Source organism: Xanthomonas sp. CFBP 8443, assembly GCF_025666195.1.
In the GTDB taxonomy this organism is placed as follows: Bacteria; Pseudomonadota; Gammaproteobacteria; order Xanthomonadales; family Xanthomonadaceae; genus Xanthomonas_A.
Genome location: NZ_CP102592.1, coordinates 5222228 through 5238480, shown reverse-complemented (window position 1 = coordinate 5238480; position 16253 = coordinate 5222228). Strand labels below are relative to the sequence as shown.

The window sequence follows — 16253 nt, the reverse complement described above, 5'->3', positions numbered from 1 at the left end:
CAGATGTAATTCATTGAGAGACCAGGCGTGAGGCGCGAACGATCGCGGCGCACTCGGCCGGTGAAAGAGGAAAGCGGATGGGCCAGACTACCATCGGCACGCAGGGTCGGGAATGGTTTTCCCGCATCTATTCACAGATCCATCCACAGGCTGCGTACGGCGGCCACAGCGATGCCCGATAGACAACAGTTGACCGCGGCCCGGTTGGTTCTATAGAATTTCCGGTTCTTTCCGCCTCATTCAGACAGAGCGCCCCGATGGCCACCAAGCGCACATTCCAGCCCAGCAACCTCAAGCGCAAGCGCGACCACGGCTTCCGTGCCCGTATGGCCACCGCCGACGGCCGCAAGATCCTGGCTCGCCGCCGCGCCAAGGGCCGCAAGCGCCTTAGCGCTTGATTGCTTCGCCGCCCCAGGCGGCGCCTGCAATCCGGACCGTGAATCATCCCGACCCGCGTAGGCGATTTCCTCGCTCTGCGCGGGTTCGCACGTCTGCGGAATACCGCGTCGTGTTCGATGCCGCACGCCGCTGCTCCGACCCGCTGATGAGCCTGCACTGGCGCAGCGCAGAGCATCCTGCGCGGCTGGGCCTGGCCGTGTCGCGCAAGGTCGACAAACGCGCCGTGGTGCGCAATCGCATCAAGCGCGTGTTGCGCGAGGCCACCCGGCAGCTGCTGCCGTGGCTGGCGCCGGGCGACTACGTGGTGGTGGCGCGCAGCGCCGCCGCCCAGGCCAGCGGCGAACAACTGCGCCAGGCCTATCTGCGCCTGCTGCGTCGCGCTGGCGCATTGCCGGCCCCGGCTGCGGACGGCACAATGCCGCCGCCTCTCCCGCCTTCTTCCCCCACTTCCCAGTCAGAACCCGTTTCTGGCTAAGCCGAGCTTGCCTGTCCGATGAACCAGACCCGCCTTTTCCTGATCTTTGCCTGGCTGATGGTCGCGGGCCTGTTGTGGATGGAGTGGAACAAGGAGCACGCCGCGCCTGCGGCGAATGCGACCACCATCGCCGCCGGAACCACGCTGCCGCCTGCGCAGGACGCCGATGCCGGCAACGCCGGCGCCCCCGCTGTCCCGCGCGCCACCGTGCCGGGCGCCGCCGCCGTGCCGGGGGCGACCTCCGAAACCGCCGCGACCCCGGCCGCCGCCGGCGCCGCGCCGCGGGTGACCATCACCACCGACGTGCTGCACCTGACCCTGGACGGGCGCAGCGTGTTCGATGCGGACCTGCTGCTGTTCCCGCAGACCAAGCAGCCCGGCAGCCCGCCGGTGGCGCTGCTGACCGAAGATCCGCAACACCCGTACACCGCCATCAGCGGCTGGGTCGGCGAAAACAACTCGCCGTCGCCGGGTCCCGGCGGCTTCCGGCCGGAACAGCCGGGCAAGGACTACGTGCTGGCCAAGGGCCAGGACGCGCTGCAGGTGCCGTTCGTGTGGAACGGCCCGGACGGCGTCAGCATCCGCCGCGTCTACACCGTGCAGCGCGGCCACTACGCGGTGCAGATCAAGGACGAGATCGTCAACCAGGGCAGCAAGCCCTGGCAGGGCTATGTGTTCCGCAAGCTGAGCCGGGTGCCGACCATCGTCAGCCGCGGCATGACCAATCCGGATTCCTTCAGCTTCAACGGCGCCACCTGGTTCAGCGCGCAGGACGGCTACCAGCGCCGCCCGTTCAGCGACTTCATGGAAGACGGCCCGGTCAACCAGACCATCAAGGGCGGCTGGATCGCGCTGCTGCAGCACCACTTCTTCACCGGCTGGATCCCGCAGGCCGACCAGGACGCCGTGTACGTGCTGTCCAACGACGGTCCGCGCCACGTGATCGAGGCACGCGGCCCGAGCTTCAGCGTCGCCCCCGGCGTGCGCGCCAGCAGCGAGGCGCGGCTGTGGGTCGGCCCGAAGCTGGTCAACCAGATCGCCAAGGAGAACGTGAAGGGGCTCGACCGCGTGGTCGACTACAGCCGTTTCTCGGTGATGGCGATCCTGGGCCAGGGCCTGTTCTGGGTGCTCAGCCACCTGCACACCCTGCTCGGCAACTGGGGCTGGTCGATCGTCGGCCTGGTGATCCTGCTCAAGCTGGTGCTGTATCCGCTGTCGGCCGCGCAGTACAAGAGCATGGCCAAGATGCGCAAGTTCCAGCCGCGCATCCAGCAGCTCAAGGAACGCTACGGCGACGACAAGCAGAAGTTCCAGACGGCGATGATGGAGCTGTACAAGAAGGAGAAGATCAACCCGATGGGCGGCTGCCTGCCGGTGCTGGTGCAGATGCCGATCTTCTTCGCGCTGTACTGGGTGCTGGTGGAGTCAGTGGAACTGCGCCAGGCGCCGTGGTTCGCCTGGATCCAGGACCTGACCGCGCGCGATCCGTACTTCATCCTGCCGGTGATCAACGTGGCGGTGATGTGGCTGACGCAGAAGTTGACGCCGTCGCCGGGCATGGACCCGATGCAGGCGCGGATGATGCAGTTCATGCCGCTGGTGTTCGGCGTGATGATGGCCTTCGTGCCGTCGGGCCTGGTGCTGTACTGGGTCACCAACGGTTCGCTGGGCCTGTTGCAGCAGTGGTGGATGACCAAGCGCCACGGCGAGCCGGCCACCGCGGCCGCCGGGGGCGGCGCCAAGCCGCCGGCCAAGGTCAAGAAGTAACCCCGACAACGCCCGCCGCAAGGCGGGCGTTGCATATGCGGCGGCGCTGCGCCGTCGCGCGTCCTGCCACCCTCCTTGCGAGTCCCGGGCCATGCTCGACCGCCGTTCCGCGTTCTTGGTCTCCGCCGCTGCCTCGTGCCTGATCGCGCTGGCGCTGGGTGGTTGCCAGCGCACGCCGTCGTCCACGGCCGCCGCCGCCGCGCCGTCCGCGCACGCGCCGGACAACGCGGTGTTGCCGGGTTCGCCCGCACTGCAGGCGCAGGCCGCGGCGATCCGCACGCACCTGCAGGAACAGCTGGCGGCGCAGCGCAAGATCATCGTGTTGCTGGCCGACGAGGCCAAGCAGTCGGCGGCCGAACGGCAGACCTCCAGCGGCGTCGGCCAGCAGCTGTTCCACGAGGGCCTGGAGCGGCGCGAGGCGCTGGCCAAACAGTTCGATGCGCTGCTGGCGCAGCCGGACGCGCAGCGCTTCGCCGCGGTCGGCACGCTGCTGGACTACATCGAATCGGCGCCGGACCTGTACGACGCCGACCGCCTGGCGTTCCGCGAGATCCTGGCCGACTGGCAGGCGCGCATCGGCAAGGATTCCTCATTGCCGGCGATCAAGCTGCACCAGCGCATCGGCGAGGACCTGGAGGCGCTGGACGAGATCGAGCGCACCTACAACCGCGAGATCACCGCGATCTTCAGCCGCTTCGACCGCACCCGCGCGATCGCGCAGAAGCGCGAGAAGTGGGAGGACTACCTCGCCCACCTGGGCACGTTGTACACGCGCGAGCGGATCCTGCGCGACTACGGGGTGATCACGCCGTATCCGATGTCGATGCAGGACAGCGACCGCGAGGTGTTCGGCCGCGACCTGCCGCCGAAGACGGTGGTGCTGAGCTTCGACGACGGTCCGCACCGCGAGTACACCGACGAGATCGTCGCGATCCTCAAGCGCTACGACGTGCCGGCCACGTTCTTCGAGGTCGGCCGCAACCTGGGCAAGCTCGATGCCGACGGCAAGGTCGCGCTGGCGCCGCTGGCCAGCGTCAGCCGCGGCCTGATGGAGCAGGGCTACACGGTCGGCAACCACAGCCTGACCCACGCGCAGCTGTCCAAGGAAACCGGCGCGGCATTGCGCAGCCAGATCCTGGACACCGACCGCATGCTGCGCGCGGTCGATGCCAAGCGCGCGCCGCTGTTCCGCTTCCCGTACGGCGCGCGCAACGCCGAGGGCATGCAGATCCTCGGCGAGGCCGGGTTGAAGTCGGTGATGTGGAACGTGGACTCGCTGGACTGGGCCGACCCGGTGCCCGAGTCGATCGTGCAGCGCGTGCTCGAGCAGGTCGGCCGCGAGCAGCGCGGCATCCTGTTGTTCCACGACATCCACGAGCGCACGGTCAAGGCGCTGCCGCAGATTCTGGACCGGCTCAGCGCCGACGGCTACCAGTTCGCCGCCTGGAACGGGCGCGACTTCAGCGTGGCGCGCGCGGCGGCCAACGCCGCGGCGCCGGCGGTGACCAGCGGCTACGACAAGTCGTGGGCGATCGTGATCGGCATCGACGACTACGCGCGCTGGCCCAAGCTGCAGTACGCGGCCAATGATGCGCAGGCGATCGCGCAGACCTTGACCGGCAGCTTCGGGTTTCCGTCGTCGCAGGTGATCGTGCTGAAGAACCAGGAAGCCACGCGCAACAACATCCTGGCCGCGTTCCACGATCGCCTGGCGCACGGCGGGGTGGGCAAGAACGACCGCGTGTTCGTGTTCTTCGCCGGGCATGGCGCCACCCGCAAGCTCGCCTCCGGACGCGACCTGGGCTACATCGTGCCGGCCGATTCGGACCCGGCGCAGTTCGCCACCGACGCGATCCCGATGACCGAGATCCAGGACATCGCCGAGAGCCTGGAAGCCAAGCACGTGCTGTTCGTGATGGACGCCTGCTACAGCGGCCTGGGCCTGACCCGCGGCGGCGGCACCGGCGCCTACCTGCGCGAGAACGCGCGGCGCGTGGCAAGGCAGATGCTCACCGCCGGCGGTGCCGACCAGCAGGTTGCCGACAGCGGCCCCAACGGCCATTCGGTGTTCACCTGGGTGCTGCTGCAGGCGCTGTCGGGCAAGGGCGATCTCAACGGCGACGGCCTGATCACCGGCACCGAACTGGCCGCGTACGTGGCGCCGGCGGTGTCGAGCATCTCGCCGCAGACGCCGGCGTTCGGCAGCCTGCCCGGCTCGCAGGGCGGCGAGTTCGTGCTGCAGGTGCCGGAAGGCGACGAATTCCTGACCGCCAACACGCAGCAGCTGTCCCCGGCGGCGATCGCGATGAACGACCGCGTCGCCGCGGCGGTGCCGGCGGTGGCCACGCCCGCTACGGCGACGGCTGCATCGACCGCGGCGACGGTAGCCAAGCCGACTGTGGTCAAGGACCTGCAGGGCGGCGAGCGGCCGCTGGCGGTGCCGGTCGCGGCCGGGCCGCTGTCCGACCGCCAGCGTGCGCAGCGCGCCAACGACCGCGGCCTGCAGCTGTACAAGGAAAAGCGCTACGACGAGGCCGAGGCGCAGTTCACCGAGGCGCTGAAGCTGCGCCCGGACTTCGCGCTGGCGGCCAACAACCTCGGCTTCATCTACTACCGCCAGGGCAAGTACGCGCAGGCCGCGCGCTGGCTGGAGAACACGCTGAAGATCGATCCTTCGCGCGCGGTGGCCTACATCAACCTGGGCGATGCGTACCGGCAGATGGGCGACGCGGCCAAGGCCAAGCGCGCGTTCCAGACCTATCTGGAACTGCAGCCCGGCGGCGCCTCGGCGGCGTACGCGCGCACCCAGCTGCAGGCGTTGTAGGCTGCAGCGCCGCAGGAGGTTCTTCGCCATGCCGCATGCCGCCGACACCATCGCCGCCATCGCCACCGCCCCGGGTGCGGGCGGGGTCGGCGTGGTGCGCGTGTCCGGGCGCCTGGCCGCGGCGATCGGCGCCGGCCTCGGCCTGGGCGCGCTGGCCCCGCGCACCGCGCGCTATGCCCGCTTCCGCGATGCGCACGGCGACACGCTCGACGACGGCATCGCGCTGTGGTTCCCGGCACCGCGCAGCTTCACCGGCGAGGACGTGCTGGAACTGCAGGCGCACGGCAGCCCGGTGCTGCTGCGGCAGCTGGTTGCGCGCTGCTGCGAACTCGGCGCGCGGCCGGCACGGCCCGGCGAGTTCAGCGAACGCGCCTTCCTCAACCGCAAGCTGGACCTGGCCCAGGCCGAGGCCATCGCCGACCTGATCGCCGCCGGCGACCTGCGCGCGGCGCGCGCGGCGCGGCGGTCGCTCGATGGCGTGTTCTCGCGCCGGGTCGACGCCCTGGCCGAACAGCTGCTGCGGCTGCGCATCCATACCGAAGCGGCGATCGATTTCGCCGACGAATCATTGGACACGCTCGGCGGCGAACAGGTCCGCGCCGGCCTGGAGCAGGCGCGCGCGGACCTGGCGCAACTGCTGCTGGACGCCGAGCGCGGCCGGCGCCTGCGCGATGGCCTGCATGCGGTGCTGGTGGGGCCGCCGAACGCCGGCAAGAGTTCGCTGCTCAACGCGCTGGCCGGCAGCGAGCGGGCCATCGTCACCGACATCGCCGGCACCACCCGCGACACCTTGCGCGAGACCGTGCGGCTGGACGGGCTGGAGCTGACCCTGGTCGACACCGCGGGCTTGCGCGAGGGCGGCGATGCGATCGAACGCGAAGGCATGCGCCGCGCGCGGCTGGAACTGCAGCGCGCCGACCTGGCGCTGGTCGTGCTCGACGCGCGCGATGTGGAGGCCGGCCGTGCCGCGATCGCCGAGGCGATCGCCGACGTGCCGCAGCGGTTGTGGATCCACAACAAGAGAGACCTGCTCGACGCCGTACCGGAAGCCACAGCCGACAGTGTGTACGTCTCCGCCAGTACCGGCAGCGGTCTGGAACGGCTGCACGCGCAGCTGCGCGCGATCGCCGGCCATGCCGCCGGCGACGGCAGCGACGGCGAATTCTCCGCGCGCGCGCGCCACGTGGACGCCTTGCAGCGCGCCACCGCACACGCCGCTGCCGCGGCCGCCGAACTGAGCTACGAGCGGCTGGAACTGGCCGCCGAGGAACTGCGCCTGGCGCATGCCGCGCTCGGCGAGATCGTCGGCCATGTCAGCGCCGACGACCTGCTGGGGCGGATCTTCTCCAGCTTCTGCATCGGCAAGTAGGGCACATGGCCCCGCTTGCCTGCGGCGTCAGGGCGCCAGCGCGGCGAGCTGCGCGCGGTTGGCCTGCAGCCACTGCTCGAACGGCTGCGGCGCCTGCCCGGTCAGCGCCTGGTAGTCGCCGGTGACGGCGGCCGCGCGCCCGACCGCGGTGTTGCTGTCGAACGAGGCGAGGATCCGCGCCAACGGCTCGGGCAGGCCGGCACCGACCATGCCCTGGACCAGGCCCTCGACCGGTACCGGCACCACCTCGATCGGCTTGCCGACGGTCTGCGCGACCAGCGCCGCGATCTCGGCGGTGGTGTAGGCGCGCGCGCCGCTCAGGGTCAGCGTGCGCGTGTCGTCGCTGTCGGCGGCCAGCGCCACCGCCGCGGCGCGGGCCAGGTCGTCGCGCGCGATGTGGGCGATGCGGCCATCCTCGGCGGCGCTGTACCAGTGGCCGGAGGCCAGGGTCGACGGCAGGCTCATGAACAGGTTCTCGAAGTACCAGTGATTGCGCAGCACGGTCCAGCCGGGCAGGGCGCTGGCGGCCAGCGCGTCCTCGGTACCGGCGTGGTCGGCGGCGAGCAGCAGCGGCGAAGCGTAGGGTTCGGGGCAGGAGGTGTAGACCACGTGGCGCACGCCGGCGCGGGCCGCGGCGGCGATCGCCGCCCGGTGCTGCTCGAGCCGGTGGCCGGGACGGTCCAGCGCGTCGGTGCTGATCAGCAGCAGCCGGCCCACGCCCTGGAACGCCGCGTCCAGCGATGTCGGGGCATCGAAGTCGCCCGGGCGCACGTCGACGCCGCGTGCCGCCCAGGCGGCCAGGGTCTCGGGACGGCGGGTCAGAGCGACGATGCGTTGCGGCGGCAGCTGCAGCGTGTCGAGCAGATGGGCCAGCACGCGCTGGCCGAGCTGGCCACCGGCGCCGGTGACCAGCAGGGAATCGGGATGAGCGGACATGGGGTTTCCTTAGGAGTGGACGGTGCCGATGCTTGCGCAGCGCCGGCATGGGGCGGACCGAAGTGGTCTGTAAAAGGAACCTGGTGCATAGTAGAGATCGCGGCGATGCTGTAAATACGGCACTTTTTCCGCCCCTGATGACGCTGAGGTAACCACCATGCCCGCCACCGCTGCGCCTGCCGATCCGCTGCTGAGCCAACGGCTGCGCGACCTCCGCGACGAGGGCCAGCCGATCGGCCAGTGCCCGGTGCGCGACGTGCTGGCGCAGATCGGCGACAAGTGGAGCACCCTGTTCCTGATGCTGCTGGCCGAGCGCCCGCATCGCTTCGGCGAATTGCGCCGCGCGGTGCCGGACATCTCCCAGCGCATGCTGAGCCAGACCCTGCGCGACCTGCAGCGCGAAGGCCTGGTCGCGCGCGCGGTGCTGCCGCTGGTGCCGCCGGGCGTGGAATACCGGCTGACCCCGCTGGGGCAGTCCCTGAGCGAACCGCTGGCGCTACTGGTGCACTGGGCCGAAGCTCATCACGGCGACGTCCGCGCAGCGCGCGCGGCGTTCGAAGACGAGCAGCCGGGCGCTACGACCTCGGTAGAGACCCGCCGCAGCGCCTGACTGCCGTCGCGTAGCGATGCGCCGCCTGGTGCCACAGGCAGGCGCTATCGAAGCACAGCCCGTCGCGCAATGCGGCGGGCCCGGCATGCGTGCCATGGCGCATCCCGTTCGCGCGTTGCAGTGCGTTCCCTGCCGCAGGTTCGCCGATCCGGCTATCGCGCCGATGTCACAGGCCCCGGCACAGCGCGCAACGCTCGCCATCCACGACTGACGCACTGGCTCACCTGAGGCCTGCCCGGATCGCCGCGCACAAGGCGGATCGATCCGTCCGGCTGCGCTGGCCATAGAAAGGGGTGGCCATCAAGGATCCAGTCCACCCAGGTAGACAAAGGTAATTTCGTTATGTTTCGAGATTGATGCATAACGAAACATCAACTAGCCTCGATTTCGTTGTCTCGGTGCCTGTTCCGCCATGACCGACGCCTGCCGGGCGTGGCGCATTCGGTGCCTCCAGCCGCAGCGCAATGCCGTCCAGTGCGCGGGACTCGCACGGCGCCGGATCGGTGCGCTGCCGTTCGCCGTCGCATGGCGGAAACGCGATTCCGTTGCTCGCCACGTTGTCCGACGTCTCCACCCCTCCACAACGAAGAGGTCGCCCCATGTCGTCACGTCCCGTTTCCCGACGCTTGTCCCTCGCAGTCGCATGCCTGCTCGGCACCGCCTACGCGCAGGCCGGCTCGCTGAGCCCGGCGGTGTCCACCCAGGAGTTCGACAATCCGCATCGCGGTTTCATGCTGTGGGGCAGTTCCTACGCCGCCGATGGCGGCGTGGACAACTTCCATGGCGCGCACATCTACCACGTGTACCTGCCGTGGCGGATGATCGAGACGTCCGACCAGGTCTTCGACTGGCAGGCGATCGAAACGCATTACCTGCAACCGATCCTCAACGACGATCCGTTGGCCACCTTCGTGCTGCGCCCGGTCGCCGACTATCCCGACAGCGCAGGCAGCCAGATCGACGCCCACTACAGCGGTGGCGAGAACGAGCGCGACTACCCCAAGTTCCTCGAGCAGCAACCGCTGTCCATCCCCTTCGCGGTCCGCGCCAGCTGCGACGGCGACGGGCCGATCCGCAGCCTGGACTACAACAACGCCAACGCGCGTCAGCAGATGCAGCAGTTCGTGGCGGCGCTGGCCGCGCGCTACGACGGCGATCCGCGGATCACCGCCATCCAGGTGGGGCTGCTCGGCTTCTGGGGCGAATGGCATACCAGCGGCTGCGAAGACCTGCAGCCGAACGCGCAGACCCGGACCCTGATCCGCGACGCCTATGTCGCCGCGTTCCAGCGCACGCCGCTGCAGACGCGCTACGCGCGCCAGTCCGATGTGGGATCGGCGCTGTTCGGCTTCCACGAGGATTTCTTCCCGTCCTTCACCGCCAGCTGCAGCGCCTTCAGCCCAGCGCTGCCGAGTTGCAGCGACGACGGCTGGTGGAACCTGGAGTACGGCCTGACCCACGAAGTGCCCGCCGCGCGCCAGAACTGGATGGTGAGCCCGATCAGCGGCGAGAGCCCCAACGCCAATCAGAAGAGCACCTGGATCAACCGCACCGCCGACATCCGCAAGCTGTTGCGCGATTACCACTTCAGCTTCCTCGGCCCGGCCGGTGCGCACGAGACCAGCGGCAACGCGAGCAAGCTGCAGGACATCAAGCGCGACCTCGGCTATCGCCTGGCGGTCGCCAAGGCCAGTTGGCCCGACACGCAGAGCCGCGGCCAGCAGGCCACGCTGCAACTGGACATGACCAACCACGGTTCGGCCCCGCTGTATCACGGCTACCACGTGGAACTGCACTGGGTCGCCAGCGACGGCACCACGCGCGCGCGCGCCACCGTCCCAGGTTTCGCGCTCAACGAGATCATGCCCGGCGCCACCCTCAGCCGCAGCGCCAGCTTCACCGTCCCGGCCACGCTGCCGTCGGGCAGCTACGCGCTGCGCCTGGCGCTGGCCGACGACGCGCCGGGACGCCGCCACATCGCCCCGCAGAACGACGGCCAGGACAGCGAGCGGCGCCTGCCGCTGGGCCAGGTGCAGGTGCCCTGATCCGACTGCGCGCCGCGGCCGCACATTGCGGTCGCGGCGCGCCATGGGGTCGGCGCGGCGGGATGAATCCGGAGTCCTCGCCCGGATGGGAAGCGGCCGCCGGCGCCATCACCTTGTACCTGCTGCGCATCGACCGGCGGGCCCGCTTGCCGCCGTAGCCGGCATGGAAGCCCAAGGCGCTGCACAATGCTCGGAACATCGGTCGAGCCCAAAGCGCCATGCGTCGCCTCCTCGGGCGAACGCAGCTGCACGGGGCTGGCATCGCCTGCATTTCAGGGCACGTGACCCACGCAGCGTCGGCACGCACCGAGCCTTGTAAGACATCTTCATCGGAGGTAGTGCCGCCATCTCGATGCAGGCAGCGCAACACCGCGCGAATTTCCAAGACGTCCACCGTGCCGCCGCGCAACATGCGGAGGCCGGCGCATCGGGTGCCGGTTGCCTGCGCCGTTGCCGGCGCCGGTCTTCGCTGCAAGCCGAGGATGTTTCCGCATGCGCCTGAAAATCGCCGCCGCCCTGCTGTCGCTCAGCGTGCTGTCGCTCAGCGCGCAATCGCCGAGTGTGTTCGCCGCGGCGGCCGCACCGCCAGCCGCGCATGCCGCCGCCGCGCCGCCGGTCGCGGTCGCCCCGCAATACGACACCACCCACGTCTATGTCGCGCCGGCCGACGTGGACCGCTTCGTCGCCAGCTTCCTGGCCACCTTCGGCGGCACCAGCACGCGCCAGGTGGTGGCGACGGTGACGCCGACCCCGAGCAGCACCACCTCGCAGTTGCTGCAGACGCCGGTCGGCACGGTGTCGCTGTTCGGTTTCACCACGCCGGTCCCGTACCCGTTCGGCGCCGAGCGCAATGGCCTGCTGGTGCGCGACATGGACCAGGCGGTCGCCGCGGCGCGCGCCGCCGGTGCCGACGTGCTGGTCGCGCCGTTCCCCGATCCGATCGGCCGCGATGCGGTGGTGCAATGGCCGGGCGGGGTCAACACGCAGCTGTACTGGCATACCACCGCGCCGTCGTACGCGGCGTTCCGCACGCTGCCGGAGAACCGCGTCTATCTGTCGCCGGACCGCGCCGAGGCCTTCGTGCGCAGCTTCCTCGCCTTTTCCCACGGCAAGCTCGTGGACGACACGCGGCAGGCGCCGGGGCAGGAGATCGGCCGCCCCGGCGAACACTACCGGCGCATTCGCCTGCTGTCGGATTTCGGCAAGACCACGGTGGCGGTCAGCGACGGGCACTTGTCGTATCCGTACGGGCGCGAGACCACCGGCTACGAAGTCGAGGACCTGCAACAGACTCTGGACAAGGCCAAGGCCGCCGGCGTGCAGGTGCTGGTGGCGCCGTTCGCCGCGCAGGACCGGCGCAGCGCGGTGGTGGAATTCCCGGGCGGCTACGTCGCCGAGATCCATAGCCCGCTGACGCGTTGAGCGGGCGCGTGCACGCCGTCGCGCGCGCGTGCCTGGCCGCGTCGCTGGCGCTGGCATGCAGCGCCGCGATCGCGGCGCCGGCCGACGCCGCGGAGCAACCGGCGCCGGCATCCGCGCCGGCGACGCGGCCGCTGCCGGCCACCAATCGCTGGCAGGAAGACTGGTCGGCGCTGGCCGATCCGGCCCTGCGGCAATCGCCGCTGGACCGGCTGAAGTACCTGCCGCTGGACGTGGACGATCCGCAGCACTACCTGTCGCTGGGCGCCAACCTGCGCGAGCGGTTCGAGTCCAACGATGCGCCCGGCCTGGGCACCGGCGGCGCCGCCGACGCCTACCTGCTGCAGCGCCTGCAACTGCATGCCGATCTGCGCCTGGGCAGCCGCTGGCAGGCGTTCGCGCAGCTCGAGGACGTGCGCGCCTACGCCAAGCGCGCGCATTCGGGCGCCGACCAGAACCGGCTCGACCTGCGCCTGGCCTTCGTCGCCTACCAGCGCGCCTTCGCCGCCGGTACCTTCAAGGCGCGCGTGGGCCGGCAGGATTTCGCCTTCGACCTGCAGCGCTTCGTGTCTTCGCGCGACGGCCCCAACGTACGCCAGTCGTTCGACGCGGTATGGGCCGATTGGGAAACCGCGCGCTGGCGCGTGCTCGGCTTCGTCAGCCAGCCGGTGCAGTACGCCGACGCGCGCGCCTTCGACGACAGCTCCAGCCGCCGCGTGCGCTTCGGCACGCTGCGCGCCGAGCGCAAGGTGCTCGGCGACAACGAGCTGTCCGCCTACTACGCGCTGTACGCACGCGACCAGGTGCACTACCTGGACGGCGGCGGCCGCGAGCGCCGCCACGTGTTCGACCTGCGCTTCGCCGGCACCGCCGGCGGCACGGACTGGGACCTGGAGACGATGGCGCAACGCGGTAGCGTCGGCCCGCAGGCGATCCGCGCCTGGGCGCTCGGCGCGCGCGCCGGCTACACGTTGCAACGGTTGCCCACGCAACCGCGCCTGGGCCTGCAACTGGACGCCGCCTCCGGCGATACGCGGGCCGGCGACGGCCGCGTGGACACCTTCAATCCGCTGTTCCCGAACGGCTACTACTTCGCGCTCGCCGGCTACACCGGCTACAGCAACCTGGTGCACCTGAAGCCGTCGCTGCAATGGCGGGCCACGCCGGCGCTGACCGCGACGGTCGCGGTGGGCCTGCTGTGGCGGCAGACCATCGCCGACGCGGTATACCTGCAGCCCAACCTGCCGGTGGCCGGCACCGCCGGCCAGGGCGGGCGCTGGACCGGCCGCTACACCCAACTGCGACTGCAGCGTGCCTTGTCGCCGCAGCTCACCGCGGCGCTGGAAGCGGTGCGCTACGAGACCGGCGGCGCGCTGCGCCAGGCCGGCGCGCATGACAGCAGCTATGTCGGGACCGAGCTGCGCTGGGCCTGGTAGTCGCCGGCGCGCGTCGTGCAGTTGGCGCGCAGTGCGACACGAATCTCCAAGACGCGGCCGCGGCCGTACGCGAGCATCGTGCTTTCCCCCGCACCAGGATCCCGCCATGCCGCTCGCCGCTCTGCCCCTTCCGGGCGCCTCGTTGCTCTCGCCGGGCGACCACACCCTGATCATGATCGACTTCCAGTCGCAGATGGCCTTCGCCACGCATTCGATCGATGCCGGCGCGCTGCGCACCAATGCCGCGCTGGTGGCCAATGCCGCGGCCGGCTTCGGCGTGCCGACGATCCTGACCACGGTCGCCGAGAAGAGCTTCTCCGGGCCGATGTTCGACGAAGTGGTGGCGCCGTTCCCGGGCCAGGCGCTGCTCGACCGCACCTCGATGAACACCTGGGAAGACGCGGCGGTGATCCAGCGGGTCAACGAGATCGGCAAACCGCGGATCGTGCTGGCCGGATTGTGGACCAGCGTGTGCATCGTCGGCCCGGCGCTGTCGGCGCTGGACCAGGGCTTCGAGGTGTACGTGATCGCCGATGCCTGCGGCGACGTGTCGGCCGAGGCGCACAACCGCGCGATCGAGCGCATCGTGCAGGCCGGTGGGCGGCCGATGACCGCACTGCAATACCTGCTGGAACTGCAGCGCGACTGGGCGCGCACCGCGTCCTATGCGACCACCACCGACGTGGCGCGCAAATACGGCGGCGCCTACGGCCTGGGGATCACCTATGCCCGGACCATGTTCGGCGCCCACGAAGGCTGAGCGGAGCGCGCCGATGAAGACCTATCTGGTATCGCTGGGCCTGGGCCTGCTGGTCGGGGTGATCTATGCGCTGTTCAAGGTGCGTTCGCCGGCGCCGCCGGTGATCGCGCTGGTCGGCCTGCTCGGCATCCTGCTCGGCGAGCAGCTGCCGCCGCTGGTGCAGCGGCTGCTGCGCAGCGACGCCAACCCGACCTCGTGGTTCCACCACCAGGTCAAGCCGCACGTGTTCGGCGAACTGCCGCAGCGCACGCAACCGCCGGCGCAGCCGGCACCGGGAGACCACGACAATGGCTGAGCCGCATGCCACCGACGCCGCGCCGGACCTGATCCTGTACCGCGGCCGCTTCACCACCCTGGACCGCTCCCGTCCCAACGCCGAGGCGGTGGCGATCAAGGACGGACGCTTCCTGCAGGTCGGCAGCAACGAGGAGATCCTGGCGCTGGCCGGCGCGCGCACCCGGCGCATCGACCTGCACGGCCGCTGCGTGCTGCCGGGCCTGATCGACAACCATCTGCACCTGATCCGCGGCGGCCTCAACTACAACCTGGAACTGCGCTGGGACGGCGTGCGCAGCCTCGCCGACGCGATGGACATGCTGCGCCGGCAGGTGGCGATCACCCCCGCGCCGCAATGGGTGCGCGTGGTCGGCGGTTTCACCGAACACCAGTTCGCCGAGAAGCGGCTACCGACCATCGCCGAACTCAACGCGGTGGCGCCGGACACGCCGGTGTTCCTGCTGCACCTGTACGACCGCGCGTTGCTCAACGGCGCCGCATTGCGCGCGGTGGGCTACGGCAAGGACACGCCGGCGCCGCCGGGCGGGGAGATCGTGCGCGACGCCGAGGGCAATCCGAGCGGGCTGCTGCTGGCCAAGCCGAACGCCTCGATCCTGTACGCGACCCTGGCCAAGGGGCCGAAGCTGCCCTACGAATACCAGGTGAACTCGACCCGCCAGTTCATGCGCGAACTGAACCGGCTCGGCGTCACCGGCGCGATCGATGCCGGCGGCGGTTTCCAGAACTATCCGGACGACTACAAGGTGATCCAGGAACTGGCCGACGCCGGCCAGCTGACCATCCGCCTGGCCTACAACCTGTTCACCCAGAAGCCGCAGCAGGAGAAGGAAGACTTCCTCAACTGGACCGCCAACTCGCGCTACCAGCAGGGCGACGACTACTTCCGCCACAACGGCGCCGGCGAGATGCTGGTGTTCTCCGCCGCCGACTTCGAGGACTTCCGCCAGCCGCGGCCGGACATGCCGCCGCAGATGGAGACCGAACTGGAAGACGTGGTGCGGATCCTGGCGCAGAACCGCTGGCCGTGGCGCCTGCACGCGACCTACGACGAGACCATCAGCCGCGCGCTGGATGCGTTCGAGCGCGTGGACCGGGAGATCCCGCTGCAGGGACTGCACTGGTTCTTCGACCATGCCGAAACCATCTCCGAAAAATCCATCGACCGCATTGCCGCGCTCGGCGGCGGCATCGCGGTGCAGCACCGCATGGCCTACCAGGGCGAGTACTTCGTCGAGCGCTACGGCATGGGCGCGGCGCAGGCCACGCCGCCGGTCAAGCGCATGCTGGAGAAAGGGGTCAAGGTCTCGGCCGGCACCGACGCCACCCGCGTCGCCTCGTACAACCCGTGGGTATCGCTGGCGTGGCTGGTCACCGGACGTACCGTCGGCGGCCTGCGCCTGTATCCGCAACGCAACTGCGTCGATCGCGAAACCGCCTTGCGCATGTGGACCGAGCACGTCACCTGGTTCAGCAACGAGGAAGGCAAGAAGGGCCGCATCCAGGCCGGCCAGTTCGCCGACCTGGTGGTGCCGGACCGCGATTTCTTCGGCTGCGCGGAAAGCGATATCGCCGACACCACCGCCTTGCTGACCTTGGTCGGTGGCAAGGTGGTGTGGGCCAGCGGCGCGTTCGCCGACCACGACGAAGCGCCGCCGCCGCCGGCCATGCCGGACTGGTCGCCGGCGCGCAGCTTCCGCGGCTACGGCGCCTGGGGCGACGCGCCGGCGGCGGCGACGCTGCAGCAGGCCGCGGCCAGTTGCGGCTGCGCCCACGACTGCACCATCCATGGGCACCAGCACGCCACCGCGTGGAGCAGCCAGCTGCCCATCGCCGACCTGAAGAGCTTCTGGGGCGCGCTGGGTTGCGCGTGCTGGGCGGTATGAGCGCGGCACACGCGGTCGGCATCCAGGCTGGCG

At 70.2% G+C, this 16253-nt stretch carries 13 protein-coding genes; 12 read left to right on the top strand and 1 reads right to left on the bottom strand.

All coding sequences use genetic code 11. The features are described 5' to 3' along the window. The first annotated feature begins 257 nt into the window (after nt 1-257). The 5 genes from rpmH (at nt 258) to mnmE (ending at nt 6834) form a co-directional block, all read left to right on the top strand. A complete protein-coding gene (gene rpmH, locus NUG20_RS21835) occupies nt 258-398 on the top strand; it encodes a 50S ribosomal protein L34 (RefSeq protein ID WP_003469983.1) in 141 nt (46 codons plus the stop codon). A 38-nt stretch (nt 399-436) separates the two neighbouring features. Further along, entirely contained in the window at nt 437-874 is a 438-nt protein-coding gene (gene rnpA, locus NUG20_RS21830; RefSeq protein WP_263398575.1) for a ribonuclease P protein component, read from the top strand. Between the two features lie 18 nt (nt 875-892). After that, nucleotides 893-2641 carry a membrane protein insertase YidC gene (gene yidC, locus NUG20_RS21825; protein WP_263396445.1) on the top strand — a complete coding sequence of 583 codons (1749 nt, stop codon included), beginning with the start codon at nt 893-895 and terminating at the stop codon, nt 2639-2641. A gap of 91 nt (nt 2642-2732) precedes the next feature. Beyond that, nucleotides 2733-5465, top strand: coding sequence for a polysaccharide deacetylase family protein (locus tag NUG20_RS21820; protein ID WP_263396444.1), 2733 nt, complete (start codon nt 2733-2735; stop codon nt 5463-5465). Between the two features lie 28 nt (nt 5466-5493). Beyond that, nucleotides 5494-6834, top strand: a complete 1341-nt coding sequence (gene mnmE / locus NUG20_RS21815; RefSeq protein WP_263396443.1) for a tRNA uridine-5-carboxymethylaminomethyl(34) synthesis GTPase MnmE — start codon at nt 5494-5496, stop codon at nt 6832-6834. A 27-nt stretch (nt 6835-6861) separates the two neighbouring features. Here the strand turns inward: mnmE and NUG20_RS21810 are convergent, their stop codons facing one another. After that, nucleotides 6862-7770, bottom strand: a complete 909-nt coding sequence (locus NUG20_RS21810; protein WP_263396442.1) for an NmrA family NAD(P)-binding protein — start codon at nt 7768-7770, stop codon at nt 6862-6864. A 157-nt stretch (nt 7771-7927) separates the two neighbouring features. Here NUG20_RS21810 and NUG20_RS21805 point away from each other — a divergent pair, with 157 nt between their 5' ends. The 7 genes from NUG20_RS21805 to NUG20_RS21775 all read left to right on the top strand — a co-directional run bounded on the left by NUG20_RS21805 (nt 7928) and on the right by NUG20_RS21775 (nt 16220). Beyond that, nucleotides 7928-8380, top strand: a complete 453-nt coding sequence (locus NUG20_RS21805) for a winged helix-turn-helix transcriptional regulator (RefSeq protein ID WP_263396441.1) — start codon at nt 7928-7930, stop codon at nt 8378-8380. Between the two features lie 626 nt (nt 8381-9006). Next, a complete protein-coding gene (locus tag NUG20_RS21800; protein ID WP_263396440.1) occupies nt 9007-10425 on the top strand; it encodes a DUF4832 domain-containing protein in 1419 nt (472 codons plus the stop codon). A gap of 492 nt (nt 10426-10917) precedes the next feature. Next, nucleotides 10918-11847 carry a VOC family protein gene (locus NUG20_RS21795; protein ID WP_263396439.1) on the top strand — a complete coding sequence of 310 codons (930 nt, stop codon included), beginning with the start codon at nt 10918-10920 and terminating at the stop codon, nt 11845-11847. Between the two features lie 8 nt (nt 11848-11855). After that, nucleotides 11856-13280 (top strand): alginate export family protein, encoded by a 1425-nt coding sequence (locus tag NUG20_RS21790; RefSeq protein WP_263396438.1) that lies wholly within the window; start codon nt 11856-11858, stop codon nt 13278-13280. Nucleotides 13281-13386: 106 nt separating this feature from the next. Further along, entirely contained in the window at nt 13387-14040 is a 654-nt protein-coding gene (locus NUG20_RS21785) for a hydrolase (protein WP_263396437.1), read from the top strand. 13 nt (nt 14041-14053) lie between these two features. After that, complete coding sequence (locus NUG20_RS21780) at nt 14054-14335, top strand: DUF1427 family protein (RefSeq protein WP_263396436.1); 282 nt, start codon at nt 14054-14056, stop codon at nt 14333-14335. Further along, entirely contained in the window at nt 14328-16220 is a 1893-nt protein-coding gene (locus NUG20_RS21775; protein WP_263396435.1) for an amidohydrolase, read from the top strand. Before NUG20_RS21780 ends, NUG20_RS21775 begins: the two co-directional genes overlap by 8 nt. The last annotated feature ends 33 nt before the right edge of the window (nt 16221-16253 follow it).

What these genes read in the sequence shown, in the direction of transcription:
- rpmH (WP_003469983.1), top strand. Translation starts at nt 258, where the DNA reads ATGGCCACCAAGCGCACATTCCAGCCCAGCAACCTCAAGCGCAAGCGC.
- yidC (WP_263396445.1), top strand. Translation starts at nt 893, where the DNA reads ATGAACCAGACCCGCCTTTTCCTGATCTTTGCCTGGCTGATGGTCGCG.
- NUG20_RS21820 (WP_263396444.1), top strand. Translation starts at nt 2,733, where the DNA reads ATGCTCGACCGCCGTTCCGCGTTCTTGGTCTCCGCCGCTGCCTCGTGC.
- mnmE (WP_263396443.1), top strand. Translation starts at nt 5,494, where the DNA reads ATGCCGCATGCCGCCGACACCATCGCCGCCATCGCCACCGCCCCGGGT.
- NUG20_RS21810 (WP_263396442.1), bottom strand. Translation starts at nt 7,770, where the DNA reads ATGTCCGCTCATCCCGATTCCCTGCTGGTCACCGGCGCCGGTGGCCAG.
- NUG20_RS21805 (WP_263396441.1), top strand. Translation starts at nt 7,928, where the DNA reads ATGCCCGCCACCGCTGCGCCTGCCGATCCGCTGCTGAGCCAACGGCTG.
- NUG20_RS21795 (WP_263396439.1), top strand. Translation starts at nt 10,918, where the DNA reads ATGCGCCTGAAAATCGCCGCCGCCCTGCTGTCGCTCAGCGTGCTGTCG.
- NUG20_RS21785 (WP_263396437.1), top strand. Translation starts at nt 13,387, where the DNA reads ATGCCGCTCGCCGCTCTGCCCCTTCCGGGCGCCTCGTTGCTCTCGCCG.
- NUG20_RS21780 (WP_263396436.1), top strand. Translation starts at nt 14,054, where the DNA reads ATGAAGACCTATCTGGTATCGCTGGGCCTGGGCCTGCTGGTCGGGGTG.
- NUG20_RS21775 (WP_263396435.1), top strand. Translation starts at nt 14,328, where the DNA reads ATGGCTGAGCCGCATGCCACCGACGCCGCGCCGGACCTGATCCTGTAC.